The sequence below is a fragment of the Virgibacillus xinjiangensis genome (genome assembly GCF_042643145.1).
GTDB lineage: Bacteria > Bacillota > Bacilli > Bacillales > Amphibacillaceae > Virgibacillus_O > Virgibacillus_O xinjiangensis.
Map to the genome: position 1 here is coordinate 1 of NZ_JBHRSA010000049.1, position 19,960 is coordinate 19,960.

General features: G+C 45.2%; 17 protein-coding genes. 16 read left to right on the forward strand and 1 reads right to left on the reverse strand.

Annotated features, from left to right (window positions below):
* Positions 1–292: 292 nt before the first annotated feature.
* Positions 293–949, reverse strand: coding sequence for a YigZ family protein (locus tag ACFOGI_RS13650; protein WP_390273663.1), 657 nt, complete (start codon positions 947–949; stop codon positions 293–295).
* Between the two features lie 128 nt (positions 950–1,077).
* Between ACFOGI_RS13650 and ACFOGI_RS13655 the strand changes: the two genes are divergently transcribed.
* From ACFOGI_RS13655 to ACFOGI_RS13730, 16 genes are all read left to right on the forward strand, one after another.
* Positions 1,078–2,211 carry a sensor histidine kinase gene (locus ACFOGI_RS13655; protein WP_390273665.1) on the forward strand — a complete coding sequence of 378 codons (1,134 nt, stop codon included), beginning with the start codon at positions 1,078–1,080 and terminating at the stop codon, positions 2,209–2,211.
* A gap of 98 nt (positions 2,212–2,309) precedes the next feature.
* Entirely contained in the window at positions 2,310–3,002 is a 693-nt protein-coding gene (locus ACFOGI_RS13660; RefSeq protein WP_390273668.1) for a response regulator, read from the forward strand.
* A gap of 180 nt (positions 3,003–3,182) precedes the next feature.
* Positions 3,183–4,025, forward strand: coding sequence for a DegV family protein (locus ACFOGI_RS13665; protein ID WP_390273670.1), 843 nt, complete (start codon positions 3,183–3,185; stop codon positions 4,023–4,025).
* A gap of 450 nt (positions 4,026–4,475) precedes the next feature.
* Entirely contained in the window at positions 4,476–5,516 is a 1,041-nt protein-coding gene (locus ACFOGI_RS13670; protein WP_390273673.1) for a DEAD/DEAH box helicase, read from the forward strand.
* A 206-nt stretch (positions 5,517–5,722) separates the two neighbouring features.
* The gene (locus ACFOGI_RS13675) at positions 5,723–6,193 is read left to right on the forward strand and encodes a ComF family protein (protein ID WP_390273675.1); all 471 of its coding nucleotides are present in this window, start codon (positions 5,723–5,725) and stop codon (positions 6,191–6,193) included.
* Positions 6,194–6,341: 148 nt separating this feature from the next.
* On the forward strand, positions 6,342–6,899 hold the full coding sequence (gene hpf / locus ACFOGI_RS13680) for a ribosome hibernation-promoting factor, HPF/YfiA family (RefSeq protein ID WP_390273678.1): 558 nt from the start codon (positions 6,342–6,344) through the stop codon (positions 6,897–6,899).
* Between the two features lie 267 nt (positions 6,900–7,166).
* Positions 7,167–7,331, forward strand: coding sequence for a hypothetical protein (locus ACFOGI_RS13685; protein ID WP_390273680.1), 165 nt, complete (start codon positions 7,167–7,169; stop codon positions 7,329–7,331).
* 232 nt (positions 7,332–7,563) lie between these two features.
* Complete coding sequence (gene secA / locus ACFOGI_RS13690) at positions 7,564–10,077, forward strand: preprotein translocase subunit SecA (protein WP_390273682.1); 2,514 nt, start codon at positions 7,564–7,566, stop codon at positions 10,075–10,077.
* Positions 10,078–10,145: 68 nt separating this feature from the next.
* Positions 10,146–11,247, forward strand: a protein-coding gene (prfB, locus tag ACFOGI_RS13695; RefSeq protein WP_390273685.1) for a peptide chain release factor 2 whose coding sequence is annotated in 2 segments (ribosomal slippage) — positions 10,146–10,217 and positions 10,219–11,247 — 1,101 coding nt in all. Because the reading frame shifts where the segments join, the coding sequence is not laid out codon by codon here.
* 213 nt (positions 11,248–11,460) lie between these two features.
* Positions 11,461–11,835 carry a cytochrome c551 gene (gene cccB, locus ACFOGI_RS13700; protein ID WP_390273687.1) on the forward strand — a complete coding sequence of 125 codons (375 nt, stop codon included), beginning with the start codon at positions 11,461–11,463 and terminating at the stop codon, positions 11,833–11,835.
* A gap of 217 nt (positions 11,836–12,052) precedes the next feature.
* On the forward strand, positions 12,053–12,739 hold the full coding sequence (gene ftsE, locus ACFOGI_RS13705; RefSeq protein WP_390273689.1) for a cell division ATP-binding protein FtsE: 687 nt from the start codon (positions 12,053–12,055) through the stop codon (positions 12,737–12,739).
* Positions 12,729–13,622 (forward strand): permease-like cell division protein FtsX, encoded by an 894-nt coding sequence (gene ftsX, locus ACFOGI_RS13710; RefSeq protein WP_390273691.1) that lies wholly within the window; start codon positions 12,729–12,731, stop codon positions 13,620–13,622. Before ftsE ends, ftsX begins: the two co-directional genes overlap by 11 nt.
* An 81-nt stretch (positions 13,623–13,703) precedes the next feature.
* Entirely contained in the window at positions 13,704–15,134 is a 1,431-nt protein-coding gene (locus ACFOGI_RS13715; RefSeq protein ID WP_390273693.1) for a murein hydrolase activator EnvC family protein, read from the forward strand.
* A gap of 145 nt (positions 15,135–15,279) precedes the next feature.
* Positions 15,280–16,746, forward strand: a complete 1,467-nt coding sequence (locus tag ACFOGI_RS13720) for a S41 family peptidase (RefSeq protein WP_390273695.1) — start codon at positions 15,280–15,282, stop codon at positions 16,744–16,746.
* A 147-nt stretch (positions 16,747–16,893) separates the two neighbouring features.
* Positions 16,894–18,066, forward strand: a complete 1,173-nt coding sequence (locus ACFOGI_RS13725) for a PDZ domain-containing protein (protein WP_390273697.1) — start codon at positions 16,894–16,896, stop codon at positions 18,064–18,066.
* A 637-nt stretch (positions 18,067–18,703) separates the two neighbouring features.
* Positions 18,704–19,738: a multicopper oxidase domain-containing protein gene (locus ACFOGI_RS13730; RefSeq protein WP_390273699.1), complete on the forward strand. Its 1,035-nt coding sequence runs from the start codon at positions 18,704–18,706 to the stop codon at positions 19,736–19,738.
* The last annotated feature ends 222 nt before the right edge of the window (positions 19,739–19,960 follow it).

A 19,960-nucleotide genomic window follows, 5' to 3' on the forward strand; every position in this document is an offset into this window, starting at 1 on the left:
CTGTCAAAATATGAAAAAGGTTGCCCTCCACCTAGCTAGGGTGAGCTAGGTGGAGGAGAGTCTTTTTTGATTTTAACCTCTGACTAAGGAGCAAAGGACCATGACACTCCTGCGGAAAAACGGGCGATCCGAGACCCCGCAGTGTGGGTTTTCACGAGGAGGCTCGGGCGTTCGTCCGCGGAAAGGGAATGGTCTGTGCTCCTGGAGGCAAGAAAAAAAGCTTGTAGAAAAACACGAGGTTTCTCTACAAGCTGACTGCATGTTTACATGCAGTCTTTTTAATAGGGGGAGGTCATTCTTTGTCCTCTGAAGTGGAGGAGACCTCTATTTCCATATATTTAGTGTCTGTTGCCTCAATTTCTGCCTGACCGCTTGATAAATCAACCATCCAGTCGAGGAATTCCTGTTCCTCTCCCTTTTGTACATACACAATGAATTCAACGGTGTCGAGGTAATTGATCGTTTCCAAGATGAACTTGGAATTGCGCAGTTCATTTTCCACTTTTCCAAGGGAGGTATAGTCGACGACAATCGAATAGCCCTGCATCAGTTGACGTTTTACAATTCCAGTTGTTTTTATCGCCTGGGAGGTAGTACTGCCATATGCCCGGATCAGTCCGCCTGCCCCTAATTTGATACCACCGAAATATCGGGTTACCACAACTGCAGTGTCTTTCAATCCCTGTTTCTTCAGCACCTCGAGAATCGGTACGCCTGCTGTTCCGCTTGGTTCCCCGTCGTCGTTGGCTTTTTGGATCTGATCGTTCTCCCCGATCATGTAGGCGGAACAGTTATGTGTGGCATCATGATGTTTTTTCTTGATTTCCTGGATAAATCGTTGTGCATCCTCTTCTGTTTCCACTCGGCGGACATAGCCGATGAACCGGGACTTCTGTATGACAATTTCGTCTTGTCCCTCTAACTTTACCGTATAATAACTGGCTAGCATGCTTTTCCACTCTCCTAGTGACTTGCTATAGTCTAATATTAGTATAAGAATTACGGGAAGTGTGATAAAAGACCCTATAAAATTTTCGTATATATGCGTATAATTATAACATAGGTTGGTGGAAGACTATGGCACAGAAATTAACAGAACGAGCATTGGACAATGTCATTGATGAAATGATCGAAGTAGTGGAAAACAGCAAAGACGAGATTTTCCATATCAGTGAAGAAGCCCGGCAGGAGCACGAACAGCTGGTGGAAGAGTTGAAAGAAACCAGAAAACAGGTGATCCAGCATATTGACAACGGGGACAAGTTGCAGCAGAAAGTCCAATATTCCAAACAGCGGCTGGCAGAAGTCAGCAGATACTTCGACCGCTATTCGGAAGCAGAGATCAGGGAAGTTTACGAGGACATGCATGAGATGCAGACGAGATTGGCCATGCTTCAGCAGGAAGAGAAGTCACTCAGGGATAAACGGGATTATCTGGAAAGACGACTGGTTACCTTAAGTCAAACGATAGAACGTGCTGAAGGACTTGCGGGGAAAATCTCCGTTATACTTACTTACCTGCATGATGACTTCCGCCAGGTCAATGAAATGATTGAAGATGCAAGAGAAAAGCAGGAATTCGGATTGAGGATTATTGAGGCACAAGAGGAAGAACGAAGGAAAATTTCACGGGAGATTCATGATGGACCTGCCCAGATGCTAGCAAACATCCTCCTCCGCTCAGAATTGGTGGATAAAATTTTCCGTAACGGGGATATGGAACAGGCGATGGAAGAGATCAGAAGTGTCAGGGATATGGTCCGTACATCATTATACGAAGTGAGGCGTATCATCTATGACCTCAGACCAATGGCACTGGATGATCTAGGGTTGATACCGACCATCCGTAAATATGTCGCATCCATATCCGACTACAGCGGGACTGACGTCGAATTTTCCTTGATCGGAGAAGAAAGGCGGTTGAACCAAAAATATGAAATTGCGTTTTTCCGACTGGTTCAAGAGTCGATCCAAAATGCACTCAAACATGCGGAAGCTTCATTGATCCATGTCGAATTGGAGATGGGGCCAGACGATTTGATGATGTCTGTAAGAGATAATGGGAAAGGCTTCAATCCTTCCATGAAACGGGACAAGTCATTCGGATTGATCGGAATGCGTGAACGTGTAGATATGCTGAATGGCGAAATGGAAATCGATACCGAACTGGGAAAAGGCACTGCTATTTCCATTAAAGTTCCTCTATCTTAGAGGGAATCAGTAAAACTAGAGATAGAGCAATTATATACGTATCCATCATTTATCAATTTTAAGGGGAATTTCTTACGGAAATGTGGGAGGAAAAAATCATGAGCAACGAAACAAATATCAAAGTCGTTTTAATAGATGATCATAAATTATTTCGTGAAGGGGTCAAGCGCATCCTTGATTTTGAGCCATCTTTTGAAGTGGTTGCCGAAGGTGAAGACGGGGCAGATGCGTCCAAGCTTGTAAAGGAGCATCAACCGGACGTGGTCTTGATGGATATCAATATGCCGACCATGAACGGCGTGCAGGCTACTGCAGATCTAGTCCGCTTTTTCCCGGAAACCCATGTGATCATTCTTTCCATTCATGATGACGAAAGCTATGTAACACATGCGCTTAAAACGGGAGCACAAGGATACCTGCTGAAGGAAATGGATTCTGAGGCATTGGTGGAAGCCATTAAAGTGGTGAATGAAGGAGGATCCTATCTGCATCCGAAGGTCACTCACAACCTTGTCATGGAATACCGCCGGCTGGCCAAAGAAACGGTGCCGAGCATCGGGGACGGAAACATAGAACATCATAAGCCACTCCACTTGCTTACGAAAAGGGAGTGCCAGGTGTTGCAGCTTCTAGCGGATGGGAAGAGCAACCGTGCTGTGGCAGAAGCCTTATACATCAGTGAAAAGACGGTAAAGAACCATGTCAGCAACATCCTCCAGAAAATGAATTGTAATGACCGCACACAGGCGGTTGTGTCTGCAATCAAAAAAGGTTGGGTAGAAGTGTTATAAGTGTAACAAGGTAGGACATGCAATTGCTTGATAACAGCTCCGGTGCCAAGAGGTATCGGGGTATTTTTTTGCTGTCATGGGGAATGCAAATCTCTTGGTGTTCATGTAGAATAAAAAAGAGTATAGTCCAGTAGGAAGAAAAATGTTTCAATTTATCTATATGCAGAGGAGAAGTTCACGATGAGAGTAGCTGTAATGACAGACAGCACCGCTTACATACCGAAAAGTATACGTGCACATCACGATATTCATATGATTCCGTTGAGTGTGATATTTGATGATCAGACTTATGAAGAGGAAGTTGATCTTACTACAAGGGAATTCTATGAAAAAATGAGGGAGACAACGGAGCTTCCAAAGACTTCACAGCCATCCATTGGCCTGATTACAGCAAAGCTGGAAGAGCTGGCAGAGACCTATGATGCCCTTATTTCCGTTCATCTATCCAGTGGCATCAGTGGTACATACCAGGCGGTTGCCAGTGCCGGGGAAATGGTGGAAGGCATTGAGGTCTATCCATATGATTCGGAAATCAGCTGTATGCCACAAGGGTTCTATGCTCTGGAGGCAGCAGAGCTTGCCAAGGAAGGCAGGGATCCTGAAGAGATCATTAGACGTTTGGACCAGATGAAACAGTCGATGCATGCCTACCTTATGGTGGATGACTTGACCAATCTACAGCGCGGCGGACGGTTGACTGGGGCACAGGCTCTGGTCGGGAGCCTTCTTAAAGTCAAACCAGTCCTCCATTTTGTGGATAAGCAAATTGTCCCTTATGAAAAGATACGTACACGTAAAAAGGCGATCAATCGGATCGTGGGGTTGCTGGAAGAGGAAGCAGACAAGGGAAAAGACCTCCACGCCGTGTTCATCCATGCAAATGATGAAGAAGCAGCAGTCGAGCTGCGTGATCGCTTCCTGGAAAAACACCCAACATGTGAGGCGACTATCAGCTACTTTGGCCCGGTGATCGGAACCCATCTCGGCGAAGGGGCCATAGGGGTCGGATGGTATACAAAGTAAAACTTGAAGGTAGTGGGTTGTATGGGTATTCCCCAGCAGCCCTATCTGTTGAACCATAAATTATCCCCTAAAGGAGGGTGTGATAATATGCCCGATTCTTTGAGTCCTCCTGGAATCTCCCGGTTATCTGAACTGTATAGTGGAAAGCTGCTTCTTCGTAAAGAGATTCCCCTTGAGGACCATCATTTCCAAGACTGCTTGTCAGCAGGACTCTTCACCAGCACCCCATCCATCACCAAAAACCTCTTATCTTCTACTTGCAATCGCTGCGGAAACAAAGACCGTTCTCTAATGGCTCCAATTGACTGTTCGCTCTGCAACTCACGACATCTTTACTGCCGGAAATGTATAAATATGGGGAGAATCATGGCTTGTGAACCGCTCTATTACTGGTCTGGCCCTGCTCATCAGTGGCCGCAATTGATAAACCCATGCACATGGGAGGGGAACTTGACTTCTCAGCAACAACAGGCAGCAGACCGGATTACGGAAGCGGTTCAGATGGGGGAAAGTGAGCTGCTCGTTTGGGCAGTATGTGGCGCTGGGAAAACCGAGATGCTCTTCCCGGGCATAGCTGAAGCACTGAGCCTGGGAAAGAGGGTATGTATTGCAACGCCTAGAGCTGATGTGGTACGGGAGTTGATTCCACGCCTGCGGTCATCTTTTGCCCAGACAAATGTACAAGGGCTATATGGTGGAGCAGAAAAGAAGGACTCGGTTTCTCAACTTACAATTTCCACCACCCACCAGCTGCTCCGCTATCAGAATGCATTTGAGGTATTGGTCATTGATGAAGTGGATGCCTTTCCTTATCATAAAGATCCCTCACTTCCATATGCTGCTGATAGAGCGATAACCCATCGAAGCACTACCATTTATCTCACCGCAACACCTAGGAAAAATCAGTACCGCAGAATCCGCCGTCATTCCCTTCCTCACTTTTTTGTCCCTCTCCGATTCCATGGCCATCCACTCCCAGTTCCGTTACTCAAAATGTGTGGCACACTGAAGAAAGAACTGAAAGAAAAGAAGTTTCCGTCCTCCTTTCTGCATTGGTTGCCAACCCGGCAGAATCCGGACAGACAACTGCTGATCTTCGTGCCGACGATCGACATGGCAGAAGAGCTGAAGCTTACATGGGAGACATCCAATATACAAAGTGGATGGACGGTAGCTTCAGTTCATGCCTCCGATCCTGCCAGGGAGGAGAAAGTGCATGCATTCAGGTACCGACAGCTGGATGTGCTGATAACAACCACTATTCTTGAACGGGGAGTAACCTTTCCTTCTGTTGATGTAAGTGTTTTGGATGCTGGACATGAAGTTTTTGATGAGGCAGCGTTGATTCAAATCTCTGGAAGAGCTGGCAGGAGTCCTGATGATCCGGACGGAGAGGTTCTGTTTTTTCATGATGGGAAAACAGATGCAATGGTCCAGGCTGTTCGAAATATCAGGAAAATGAACAATCGAGGGAGGGGTTATCGTCCGTGAAATGCCTTTGGTGTCAAAGCCCAGTCAAAATTGCGCCCAGATGGTCGACTCTGCTGATGTTTGAGGAGCCGAGCCTACTTTGTGAATCCTGTATTTCGTTATTGCAACCCATCGAAGGTGCTTGCTGCAGAAAGTGCAGCAAGCCCGGCAATCAATCCCTTTGCTCTGATTGTCATGGATGGGAGAAGAACTTGGAAGGGGATTCATTGGCCTGGAACCACTCCATATTCACGTACAATTCAACCATGCAGGAGATGATCGCAGCTTGGAAGTACCGTGGTGATTATCAAATCGGTTATATCTTCAAACAAGCAATGATTGCTTCGTACAAAAAGAGGTTTGCTTCCATGAAAAAGGGATTGGTTGTTGTACCTGTACCACTCAGTAAAGAAAGATTACAGGAACGAGGGTTTAATCAGGCACAGCAGCTGGCAGATATTCTTCCGCGGGAGAATATTGCTGTCCTGGAGCGACATCATGGGGAGAAACAGTCAAAGAAGTCACGTGCCGAGCGGATCATGACAGAGAATCCTTTTGAATTACTCTACCCGTTGAACACAGCTGCTGTCCTTGTAGATGATATTTATACGACCGGCAGGACGTTGCGCCATGCCGCAGACTTGCTTAAACGCCATGGCTGTCCGGAAGTGTACGGACTTACGTTGAGCCGGAGCTGATTTGGCCCTTTAATTCCATCAATTTCTCCAATTCGGACGAAATTCAGACATAATTCTCTCAATCTTATAATTTTTATAGGGTGTTTAGGCAGGAATTCATGCAGGGAAAGTAGTATAATATAGTTAAAGGAAAAAGGAGGGCACTTTCATGAAATATAACATTCGAGGCGAAAATCTTGAGGTCACTGCACCGATCAAAGATTATGTAGAAAAGAAAATCAGTAAGCTGGAGAGGTATTTTGATACCCCACCAAAATCTGATGTACACGTTAATTTAAGTGTCTATAATGATGAACAACGAATTGAAGTGACCATTCCAATGACAAATCTACTATTGCGCGCGGAAGAACAGCACCTTGATCTGTATGCTGCCATCGACTTGGTAGTGGATAAACTTGAACGGCAGATCCGCAAGTATAAAACCAAGGTCAATCGCAAAGCCAGACAAGAAGGTGCGCCAAAACATGTATTTGCCGAACTGGAAAAGGAAGCGGGCAATGTAGCGGTTGAGGAGGAGACGGATGAGATTGAAATTGTCCGTCAGAAGAAATTCAATTTGAAACCGATGGATTCCGAGGAAGCAATTCTTCAAATGGATATGCTGGGCCACTCCTTTTATGTCTTTACCAATGCCGACACAGAAGAAACCAATGTGGTCTATAAACGACGTGACGGCAGATATGGTTTGATTGAACCCAATGCTTAATTAATATAAATAGTAATTCTAAGGCGGTTCCCTAGAGGAGCCGCCTTTTTGGCCCAATATGTCGAAATTTGACGGTCGAAATGCAGGAATCGAAATCCTGCATAAAAAATTTTAAGAAAAACGGCAAATACCGTCTAAATCAGGATGAAAATCTATAAAAACCAAAGAGAAAAATGTCGAACACCTTACCAAAATCGGAAAACTGCAATTAGCCAATTAAATAGTATCTATGCTATAAATAAGTCAATGGAACTAGGAGGTGAATGGATGAATGAACATGCCTTATCAGGGCTGTCCAACTTAGAAAGAAAGATACAGCAGCATGAAGAAACCATTGCACAACTATTGAAGATCATTGCAGAAACGAACCAAGTCTTATTCGAAATGGCCAAGGTTCAACAGCAAGACAGGTTTCAATCCCCTCCATCTTGAATCTCTCCGCCGGCCAAAATTCAAATAAAGCTGCAGAATCTCCGTTTCACCCACCCCGCTTCAAGACTCTATGCGAAAGAGCAGTCCATCCCCTGGACTGCTCTTTCTGCGGTTTCCTGCCATAGCTTAACAAGTTGTCATTCGAAAAGGGATAGTGTTATTATTGAATAGTATTTATCAAGCGGAACTGGGAATTCTGGATAATTTTGATATAGATTGAGGAGCGTTTGCGATGGCTGGATTATTGACAAAGATATTTGGTGATGGAAATCAAAAACAGCTGAAACGGATACAGAAGACAGTAGATAAAATAGAGGAAATGGAGCCGGAAATGGAAAAGCTTTCCGATGACGGCCTCCAACAAAAAACAGAAGAATTCAAGGAACGGTACGCTGGAGGAGAGAGCGCCAATGATTTGATGGTAGAAGCCTTTGCGGTCGTTCGGGAAGCCGCTAAGCGGGTGCTGGGCATGCGCCCGTTCCCGGTCCAGCTTACCGGTGCTGTTGCTCTGCATGAAGGCAACATAGCGGAAATGAAAACAGGGGAAGGTAAAACACTGGCTTCCACGATGCCTGCCTACTTAAATGCCTTGACAGGCAAAGGGGTTCATATCATTACAGTGAATGACTATCTGGCAGAGCGTGACGCAAGTGATATGGGCAAGCTCTATGAGTTCCTGGGACTGACCGTAGGGTTGAATGGAAACGGCCTGTCCAAAGAAGAGAAACGGGAAGCATATGCTGCTGATATAACTTATGGTACGAATAATGAATTCGGGTTCGACTACTTGAGGGACAATATGGTGCAGTATAAAGAACAGATGGTCCAGCGCCCGTTGAATTTTGCAATCATTGACGAGGTAGACTCGATTCTGATCGATGAGGCACGGACACCCCTGATCATTTCAGGTTCAGCAAAGAAATCAGCTTCGTTGTACCAGCAGGCCGATGGATTTGTGCGTACCCTTAGCCGGGAGACAGATTATTCGTATGATGAAAAAACAAAGGGAGTCCAGCTTTCAGAAGAAGGGATCAACAAGGCTGAACGGTATTTTTCCATAGAGAATTTGTTTGATCTTGACCATGTGTCGCTTACCCATCATATCAATCAGGCGTTGAAAGCACATGTATCGATGCACAGGGATACTGATTATGTGGTGGAGGATGGTGAAGTGGTGATCGTAGACCAGTTTACCGGCCGTTTGATGAAAGGACGCCGGTACAGTGATGGGTTGCACCAGGCCATCGAAGCTAAAGAAGGACTGCAAATCCAGAATGAAAGCATGACCCTGGCATCGATCACTTTCCAGAACTTCTTCCGTATGTATAATAAATTGTCCGGTATGACTGGTACAGCCAAGACGGAAGAAGAGGAATTCAGAAACATCTATAATATGGACGTTATCGCCATTCCGACAAACAAACCGATCCAACGGGATGATAAACCTGATATGATTTATAAAACCATGCAGGGTAAATTCCGGGCGGTAGTCGATTATATCAAAGACCGTCATGAAGCTGGTCAGCCAGTGTTGGTCGGTACGGTGGCAGTGGAAACATCTGAATTGATTTCAAACCTATTGAAAAAAGCCGGCGTCAAACATAATGTACTCAATGCAAAAAACCATTATCGTGAGGCGGAAATCATTGAAAATGCTGGTCAGAAAGGTGCTGTAACGATTGCCACCAACATGGCCGGCCGCGGAACGGACATCAAGCTTGGAGATGGTGTCAAAGAACTTGGTGGTTTGGCAGTAATCGGAACGGAGCGCCATGAGTCCCGGCGGATCGATAACCAGCTCAGGGGGCGTGCCGGTCGTCAAGGAGACCCTGGTATGTCACAGTTCTTCCTCTCTATGGAAGATGAGCTGATGCGCAGATTCGGTTCGGACAATCTTCGTTCTATGATGGACAGGCTTGGGATGGATGATGATCAGCCGATTGAGAGTAAAATGGTCTCCCGTGCAGTGGAGTCTGCTCAGCGCCGAGTGGAAGGGAACAACTTTGATGCACGGAAACAGGTGCTATCCTATGATGATGTGTTGCGTGAACAGCGGGAAATCATCTATAAACAGCGGTTTGAAGTGATAGAGGGCAGCGACAACCTCCGTGAAATCGTTGAAAATATGATTATTTCCACATTGGGACGGGTGACAGCCACCCATACCCAGGATGATGATGAGGACAATTGGGAGCTGCAAGCCATTGTCGACTATGTCCATGGAAACCTATTGGAGGAAGATGATCTTTCCGTCAAGGAGATACAGGGCAAGGAACCTGAAGAGATCAATGAGCTGATCATGGAAAAAGTAAGGGCAAGGTATGATGAGAAAGAAGCTGAGCTCTCTCCGGAACAGATGCGGGAATTTGAAAAAGTCATTTTACTGCGTACGGTCGATACCAAATGGATGGACCATATTGATCAGATGGATCAACTGCGCCAGGGTATCCATTTACGTGCATATGGTCAGAATGATCCACTGCGCGAGTATCAGCTGGAAGGTTTCTCCATGTTCGAGGCAATGATTGAGAATATTGAAGAAGAAGTTGCAAAATATGTTATGAAAGCCCGTATCCGGGAAAACCTGCAAAGGGAAGCAGTTGTCAAGAACACACAAGCAGTTTCCGGCGGGCAGGAAGAGAAGAAGAAGAAACGCAAGCCAATTGTGAAGAAACAGAATGTAGGCAGGAATGACCCTTGCCCATGTGGAAGCGGCAAGAAATTCAAAAACTGCCATGGCGCATAAAAGCAGGAGGACCTTCCTGGCTGGAGGTTCCCAGTTTATTATCAATATGATGAAGAGGTGATCCATTAATGGAAATGGCAGAAATCAAAAATGAATTGGATAAGATGAAGGCAAGAATTGAAGACTTTAGGGGGTCTCTTTGACTTAGATAATAAGAAGGTTCGCATCAGAGAGCTGGATCTCGACATGTCTGAGCCGGAATTCTGGAACGATCAGGATCGGGCACAGAAAATAATCAATGAAGCAAATGTGTTGAAAGATTATGTGAACAACTTTGAGGAATTGGATGAAAAATGGAACAATCTGGAGGTTTCCTATGAACTGGTCAAAGAAGAGAATGACCAGGAACTCTATGAAGAACTGAATGAAGAGGTCCTTACACTGAAGCAGGAAATCAACGACTTTGAACTGCAATTACTGCTAAGTGAACCATATGACAGGAATAATGCGATTCTTGAACTCCACCCTGGTGCAGGTGGGACAGAATCACAGGACTGGGCCAGCATGCTACTGCGGATGTACCAGCGCTGGGCGGAAGAAAAGGATTTCAAAGTGGAGACATTGGACTACCTTCCAGGTGAAGAAGCAGGTGTTAAAAGCGTCACCTTGATGATCAAAGGCCATAATGCTTATGGTTATCTGAAGGCGGAGAAAGGAGTCCATCGCCTGGTTCGGATCTCTCCTTTCGATTCATCCGGTCGTCGCCATACGTCTTTCGCTTCCTGTGAAGTGATGCCGGAAATGCCTGATGATGTAGAGATCGAAGTCAAGACGGAGGATATAAAGGTGGATACCTACCGGGCAAGCGGTGCCGGTGGACAGCATGTTAACACCACTGATTCTGCTGTGCGTATAACTCATCTGCCTACCAATACTATTGTTACTTGCCAAAATGAACGATCCCAGATCAAAAATAGGGAAGCAGCCATGAAAATGCTGAAATCAAAGTTGTACCAGCAGGAAATCGAAAGGCAACAACAGGAGCTTGATGATATTCGCGGGGAACAGAAAGAAATCGGCTGGGGCAGTCAGATCCGTTCTTATGTGTTCCACCCTTATGCCATGGTGAAAGACCACCGTACCAATATGGAAATGGGAAATACACAAAGTGTGATGGACGGAAATATCGACCCATTCATCGATGCGTACCTGCGTTCCCGAATGAATTAAAGACATCGTACGGTAGTATGGAGAGTTTTCATAATCCTTACTTCCGTACGTATTCTTTTACACTTCTTGGACATTATACATAGAAGAACATGAACATTTCAGGGGAATTATTTCAATAATTCGTCAAATAAATGTTGGTTTTATTTTCCTTGATAAGGGTTATAATAACATTGTAACTACCAGCAAAAATATTCAGTTAGGGGGAAAGCTTGTATGAAGAAATGGTTGATGACAGTAGTATTCGGATCAGCACTTGTACTTACCGCATGCGGCGGTGGCGGCGATGAAGGCGGCGGCACTGATGAATCCGCAGACAATGGTGATACTGGTACAGAGGAATCAGCTGATGGCGGCGGTTCTGTAGATACAGCTGCTGCAGAAGAAATTTATCAGAACAATTGCGCATCCTGCCATGGAGGCGATCTCTCAGGAGGAGCAGGTCCTGATCTGACAAGCGTAGGAGCAGATTACTCTGCTGATGAAATCGCTGATATCATCGAGAATGGTAAAGGAAGCATGCCGGCACAAAGCCAGGTTTCCGGTGAAGACCGCGAAACACTTGCTAATTGGTTGGCAGAACAACAGTAAATATTGAATAAAAAGAGAACCGGATCATGGGTATATTCCATGGTCCGGTTTTTTATTACAAAATTCCCCTTAATGAAATATAAATGTAATAATTTTTTAGCTAAAAATGCTGTCGATAAATGATATAATGTAGAAGTGATTTGGAGAGAGAGCAGATAATACATGAAGAATCAACTACAGCAAGAATGACTACATTTCAAAAAGGTGAGCTAATTTTATGATCTTAATGAAAGATGTCTATAAGACATATGCCAACGGGGTTACTGCCTTGAATGGCATAAGTGTTGATATAAAACAAGGAGAATTTGTATATGTTGTCGGCCCAAGCGGCGCAGGCAAATCCACCTTCATCAAATTGATCTACCGCGAAGAAAAACCCACAGAAGGTACCATTCTCATCAATAACAAAGATTTAAGTACCATCAAGGAGAAGAAAGTTCCATTTCTGCGCCGGGATATCGGCGTAGTGTTCCAGGATTTCAAACTGCTTCCAAAACTCTCAGTCTATGAAAATATAGCCTTTGCATTGGAAGTGATAGGAGAGTCACCGCAGAAGATCCGCACAAGAGTCATGGATGTGCTGGATATGGTAGGGCTTAAGAATAAGGCAAGATTCATACCGGATGAACTTTCCGGTGGAGAACAGCAGCGTGTCTCCATAGCCCGGGCGATCGTCAATCGTCCGAAAATCGTCATTGCGGATGAGCCAACAGGCAACCTTGATCCTGAGACCTCTTGGGAAATCATGAGAACCTTTGAAGAAATAAATGCACAGGGGACCACCCTGATTATGGCTACACATAGCAAAGAAATCGTAAATACCATCACCAAGCGGGTTATTGCCATTGAGGACGGCCTAGTTGTCAGGGATGAAGACAGAGGTGAATACGGCTATGAAGTTTAGGACATTTTTGCGTCATATGCGTGAAGGATCGAAAAACATTTTCCGTAATGGCTGGATGACCGTTGCTTCTGTAGGAGCAGTGACAACTACTTTGATTCTGGTCGGTGCATTTATTGCCTTGATGCTGAATATCAACCAGATGGCCACCAATATAGAGGATGATGTACAGGTGAATGTACTCATCGACCCTACGTTGGATGACGAAGGGATTACAGCCCTTGGTGAACAGATAGCTGAGATAGACGGTGTGGAGTCGGTGACGTTCTCATCCAAGGATGAACAGCTGGAAAGTCTTGTTGAAAGTATGGGAGAAGATGGACAGGCTTGGCAGTTGTTCGAACAGGACAACCCATTGAACCATGCTTATGAGGTCTATGCAGAAGAACCAGAGCAGACTGGTACAGTGGCAGCGTCTATCCAAAACTTGGAAGGGGCCCAGGAAGTCAATTACGGCCAGGAGGTCGTTCAACAGCTATTTGATTTCAACCAATATGCCCGGTACATTGGTTTAGCTTTGATCATTGGTTTGCTATTCACGGCAATCTTTCTTATTTCCAATACCATTAAAATTACCATCATGGCCCGGAGCCGTGAGATAGGAATTATGAAATTGGTCGGAGCTACCAACGGATTCATCAGGTGGCCATTCTTTATTGAAGGCCTTCTGTTAGGAGTGCTGGGATCCATCATACCGATTGCAGTCATCATGACAGGATATTATTACCTGTACCACAATCTGAGCGATAAGATAAGCTTCAGCTTTGTGGAAATCTTGCCATTCAACCCATTTGCCTGGCAACTTTCCCTGATCATCTTGCTTATCGGAGCAACCATCGGGGTCTGGGGCAGTGTGATGAGTGTACGGAAGTTCCTGAAGGTTTAGATGAAGAAACGATATAGGAATGGTTTGCAAATAAACGATGCAGTTTTATAACTTCTAGGCAACGGAAGGGGAAGCATGACAATGAGGAAAATTTTGACCGGAGTGCTTGCAGTCACGATCGCAACGATGGGCATGACTACAAGTGTGCAGGAAATATCAGCTGAATCAATTGATGAAGTTGAAAAGGAAATTAATGAGCTGCAGAAGAGCAATGAAGAACTGGAGCAGGAGAGAGAAAGTCTTCAGAATGATAAACAGAACACAGAAGAAAAGTTGGAAAAGAACAAAAAGGAACAGCAAAGTGTTTCAGAGAAGCTTGCTTCCGTCAAAGAGGAAATCAATCAGACTAATTATAAAATAGGCGAAAAAGAGCAGGAGATTGATGATACAAATAAGGAAATCGAAGAGCTCAACAACAAAATTGAAGAATTGAAAGAGGAAATAAAGGTACTGGAAGAGCGTATTGCAAAGCGTGAAGAATTATTGAAGGAGCGTTTGCAGTCCATCCAGCAGAATGGCGGCCCGATGAATTATATGGAAGTGATTTTCGGTGCTCAGAGTTTCGGTGATTTCATCAATAGATCTACTGCTGTGAACACCATCATGGATTCCGATAAACAGATCATGGAAGATCAAGAGGCGGACAAGCAGGCATTGGAAGCCAATAAGGAAGAAGTGCAGGCCAGTAAGAAAGAAGTAGAGAACCAAAAGTTGGCCTTAGAAGAGCAAAAGGCAGAGCTTGAAACCCTCAAATCCCAGCTGAAAGACCAAAGCAAAGAGCATGAGTCCCTGCTGGCAGATTTGGAGGAGAAAGAAAAAGACCTCGTAGAGATCCAATTGAGCAATGAACAGAGGCAGGAAATACTTAATGCAGAGAAAGAAGCTAATGCAAAGGCAATAGCAATCGCTAGGGCGGAGAAAAGTGAGCTTGAGCAGCTTGCTGCAGAAAGAGAAGCCCGCGAGAAGGAAGCTAGAGAGCGCAGAGAGCGTGAAAGGGAACAGGAAGAAAAGAGTACCGCTAATACAGCCAATGCGGAGTCCTCTTCTTCCAGCAAAACCAATTCCGGTTCAGCTGGAAAAGCAAATACATCGGTAAGCTCGAAAGATAGTGGGGCAGTGTTTATGCATCCTGCACCAGGCGGTGTGACATCCACTTTCGGGCCAAGGAATTCTCCAGGCGGCATTGGTTCAACCAACCATAAAGGTGTAGATTTTGCAGTAAGTACCGGCACCCCTCTGAAAGCACCTGCAGATGGTGTCGTAAGCAGGGCTGGAAGATTGGGCGGTTTTGGGAATGTTATTATGATTTCCCATTATATTGACGGAAAAAGCTATACGACGGTTTCCGCTCACTTAAGCAGCATGTCTGTTTCCAAAGGTGACACGGTCAGCCGTGGACAAGTTATCGGAGCTACAGGGAACACAGGAAACTCCACGGGACCTCACTTGCATTTTGAAGTGCATCTCGGCGGTTATGGAAATGCTGTAAATCCAATGCCATATCTCCAATAACATACTAGACTATAGAAAGAAGGCATCCGCCATTATGGTGGAATGTCTTCTTTCTTTTAAGGAATGAAATATGGAATAAAACCGTAGTCATCGTTGGAATATAGTGGTATGCTTTTTATACGAAAGATATAACTGAGGTGAAAAAATGAAGCGAAAGATGCCGCAAATTATATTGGCTGTCATAGGAGCTGTCCTACTCGCTGCAAGCGGTGTATATGCCGGAATGCAGATTTCGGATGCTGATAACAGTGATACAGAGCAGAAGATTATAGATGCCATTGAATCATCTGATTCGAACTCCCCAGGAGACACGAACGGGAAGGACAGTATGCAGAAAGTCCGGCAGGCATACGGGATCATCCAGCAGAACTACTTAGAAGATGTGGAAGATCAACAGCTCGTGGAAGGTGCCATCGAAGGAATGCTATCTACCTTGGAAGATCCTCACAGTTCCTATATGGACGTTGAAATGATGGAACAGTTTGATGATCAGATTGAATCTTCCTTTGAGGGAATTGGCGCAGAAGTCAGCATGGTAAATGATATTGTTACGATCGTATCGCCAATCAAAGATTCTCCGGCTGAAAAAGCAGGACTGCGTCCAAATGATCAGGTGCTTTCTGTGGATGGAGAAGAACTGCAGGGGTTGAATCTGAATGAAGCGGTCGCGAAAATACGTGGTGAAAAAGGGACAGAAGTTGTGTTGGAGATACAGCGTTCGAGTGTAGCCGATCCATTTGAAGTTACCATCACAAGAGATGAAATCCCAGTGGAGACGGTATACAGCAGTACGGAAACCGTTGAAGGAAAAAAGACGGGAATCATAGAAATAACCAACTTCAGCGAGAACACAGCCAATGAATTCAATGACCAGCTCAAGACATTGGAAAGTGAAGGAATAGAAGGCCTCGTCATTGATGTCAGGGCCAACCCGGGTGGCCTTTTGAATGTGGCTGAAGAAATTCTGTCCCTGTTTGTCCCATCAGATATTCCTTACATTCAAATAGAGGACCAGAATGGTGAAACGATGCCTTATTACTCCGATTTGGACGAGAAAAAAGATTATCCGATCAGTGTAGTCATTGACGAAGGTAGTGCCTCTGCTTCTGAAATCCTGGCCATAGCGATGAAGGAACTGGGCTACGATGTGGTGGGGAAACAGAGCTATGGTAAAGGAACCGTTCAACAGGCAGTGCCATTGGGTGATGGAAGTTCCATCAAACTTACGACGTTCAAGTGGCTGTCACCAGAAGGAAAATGGATCAATGAGGAAGGTGTGAAGCCTACGGTAGAGGTTTCGCAGCCTGATTATTTCTATACCAGTCCGGTGCAGGTGGAAGAGTCGTTCACTTATGATGAAACAGATTCAGCCATTTCCAACCTCCAGCAGATGCTGGAAGGGCTTGGATATGAGCCAGGTCGGACAGATGGTTATTTCGACAGGGAAACAGAAGAAGCAGTACGTAATTTCCAGTCCGACCATGAGTTGGAGGAAACCGGAGAAGTTGATGAAGAAACTGCCGGTGTCCTTGAAGCGAATATAATGGAAAAAATTCGTGAAGGAGAAGATGATCGGCAGCTGGAGAAGGCACTGCAAGAGTTATACCAATAAAAGGTCCGCGGGTCTCCGCGGATTTTTCCATGTATTCTGCTGCATGGTGAGGTGTCTGATGGCCGCGTGGAATGAGTGGCAGAAACGTTCAGGAAGCAGTGAAAATCACAAATTATCATTCGTACAGGGACGGGAAGGTGAAATGACATGTTGCAGGATTGGCTTTATGAAGGACTAGCAGCGATAGGTAGAGTGTTCCTTCATCCGATAACTTACTGGGCAGTCGTGCTTGTTGTGATAGCAGGCTATAACAGGATAAAGAGGGAAAGAAGAGAGTTCGGCGTAAAAGTGTTCCATCTGTTTACAGAGTGGAAGGGTACCTGGAGGGTCGCCTTCGGGGCAAGTTTGTTCATATCTGTGCTCGGTTTAGGAGCAGGAATGGTTTTTCAATTGGAGACGCTTTTTCTTCTTGGAGCAATTACTATCCTGTTGTCTTTACCTTGGAGATTTACACTCCTGTCACCGGCCTATTCGTTGGGAATTACTTCCCTCGTTCTTCTGCTATCTCCTATCGTGGCCAGTTTTTTCATTGATGGACAGCTAGGCTGGTTGCAACAAGCCAATCTGTCAGGACTGGTTTTATTGCTGGGTCTATTATTAGTGGCGGAAGCTTCATTGGTACGACGTGCAGGGCAAGAGAGTTTTCCACGACTGGTGCCTGGCAAGCGGGGCGGCTGGACAGGAGAGCATCAACTGAAAAAAATGAGCATAATCCCTTTCTTTGCCTTGGTACCTTCTGGGCAGATCACATCGTTTGCGGATTTTTGGCCGTACTTCTCCATCGGGGGAGAGACCTACAGCATCGTACTCGTCCCATTTTTACTCGGCTTTCATTATGGCGTGAGAAGCAGGGTGCCACAACACGCTGCCAACCACCTATCAAGGGCCACTTTGCTATTGGCAATATTCGTCTTGCTGCTTGCAACAGGGAGCATCTATGAACCTTGGTTGGCATTCGCGGCCATTGCAGCAGCTATCATAGGTAGAGAGTTTATCAGTTACAGGCATCGGATGGTGGAAAGGAAGGGGCAACCGTATTTCAGAAAGTTGGATGATGGGATCCGTGTGCTTGGGGTGATCAAAGATTCACCTGCTGACCGTATCGACATCCATCCAGGGGAGACAGTGAGGAAAGTAAATGGACGGAAAGTGAATACGGAAGAGAGTTTTTACCAAGCCTTGCAGGGAAGTGGTGCATACTTTAAGTTGGAAGTGTTGGACGCTTCAGGAGAAATAAGGTTTGTACAAGGTGCTTTATATGAAGGAGACCACCATGAATTGGGAATAGTACTCTTGAATGATCCTCATAAGGAAAAGTGATCATTTCGGCATGCTGGAGGGAACGAGCGGAAATATAGGGAAAAGTGTCTATGCATCCGGAGATGGCCTTGAAATATAGCCGGGCATATGGCTGGTCATTAGGTGGTAATAAAGGCCGTATATTTGATAGATGAGGCTGGGGCATAATTAAAATGTTGAATCCTACAGACGAGCAATGAACGGAAACAGCGGAGGAAATATACGAAGACTTCTGCGGGAGGAAAGGCATAGGTGAGACACCACAGTGCGAAGCACAAGGTGGCTCACCAGCCGCCCGCGGAAAGCGAAGTGTATTTCCGGAGTGGTGTATCTCCGCTCATCAGATTTCCAGGTGGTTCGGGTTTATCTTGGGATAAAACATTTTTGTCCCAGCCTCATTTTGCTTTAGAATTGTTCTTCTATTATTTGTTTGTCGTCTGCAACCGGGGAAATGAGAAGAATTTGAAGAAGAAACCGCTGTCATAGATTGTTCATAATTGAACATGAATAAGTGAGTTAAATCACACGTGGATAAAATTGGGACCTTTATACTATAGATGAAGATGAAAATCAACCATTCAATTTAACAAACGACAGAGTGTATGGCGGTTGAGTGGTCAGGGTTTTTATCTATCATATGACCATGGAGTGGTGAAAAATGCTGAAAAAGATCGTTTTCGGTGCTCTCGTAGGTTTTGGCGCACTCGCCGTCATGCTATCTGTATTTATGGAATTGGACAACTCAAATGAACAGAAAGAACAGGTGAAAGCGGAAAAGAAACAGGAAGTGATGACTGATGCGGTAGAAGTTATTGCTCCCCATCAAGATTTGAACCAGGAGCCGATACCGGTAGAAATGGAAAGGGATGGGTCGGATGTCTACATTAAAATGACCTCCCAGATTACTGACATTGAAATTGAGCCAGGAAACAATTACAAAGCCTGGACGTTTAATGGAGAAGCGCCCGGTCCGCTAGTAGTAGTGAAAGAAGGGGACACGATCCATTTCACGCTTGATAATCTAGACCCGGCCATCCCGCACAGCATGGATTTCCATGCCGTTCATACCGCCCCTGATAAAGGATTTGCTGATGTGGAACCGAATGAGGAAGGAACCTTTGTCTATCAGGCTTCCAAACCGGGAGTGTTCATGTATCACTGCGGGACTGACCCAGTCCTATCCCATATAGCCAATGGAATGCATGGTGTGATTATCGTTCAGCCGGATGATGGGTATCCGACAGATGATGAAGTAGATCACGAATATGTCATCATCCAAAATGAATGGTATAAGTATAATGACCTCGAAGATATGATGAACAATGTTCCATCTCAAGTCGTATTTTCAACGAAAGCTTTGCATGAAGGTCAGTTGAACACAAATGGTACGATCGCTTCCATTGAGGATGAGCCGCTTACAGCCAAAGCAGGAGATAAGGTCAGGTTCTATATCAATAATGTCGGACCGAATGAAGTCAGCTCCTTCCATGTCATCGGCACCATCTTTGATGATGTCTATATTGACGGAAATCCAGCCAACCATATGGAAGGTTTACAAACATTGATGCTTCCGGCTAGTGGTGGAGCAGTTGCCGAATTTACGGTAAAGGAAGCAGGAGATTACCACTTTGTTACACATCAATTCAACCACGCTGCAAAGGGGGCAAAGGGAAGACTGCTAGTAACAGAATAAAGGACTGTTTTGGAAAAGCCTTCAGCTGAGAATGCTGGAGGCTTTTTTGCTCTGTTTTCAGACTCAAGAAATCCTTCGTGCATAATCGATAGTCTTTCCCTGTTCTTTAAAGGGAATTTTGCAACCAGTGATTCCATACCCCGCAGGAAGGGTATCATGCTAATAGCTGCATGGAGCACAACTATCGAATGTTCGTTCGCAAGTATGTTAAAATAAACTATT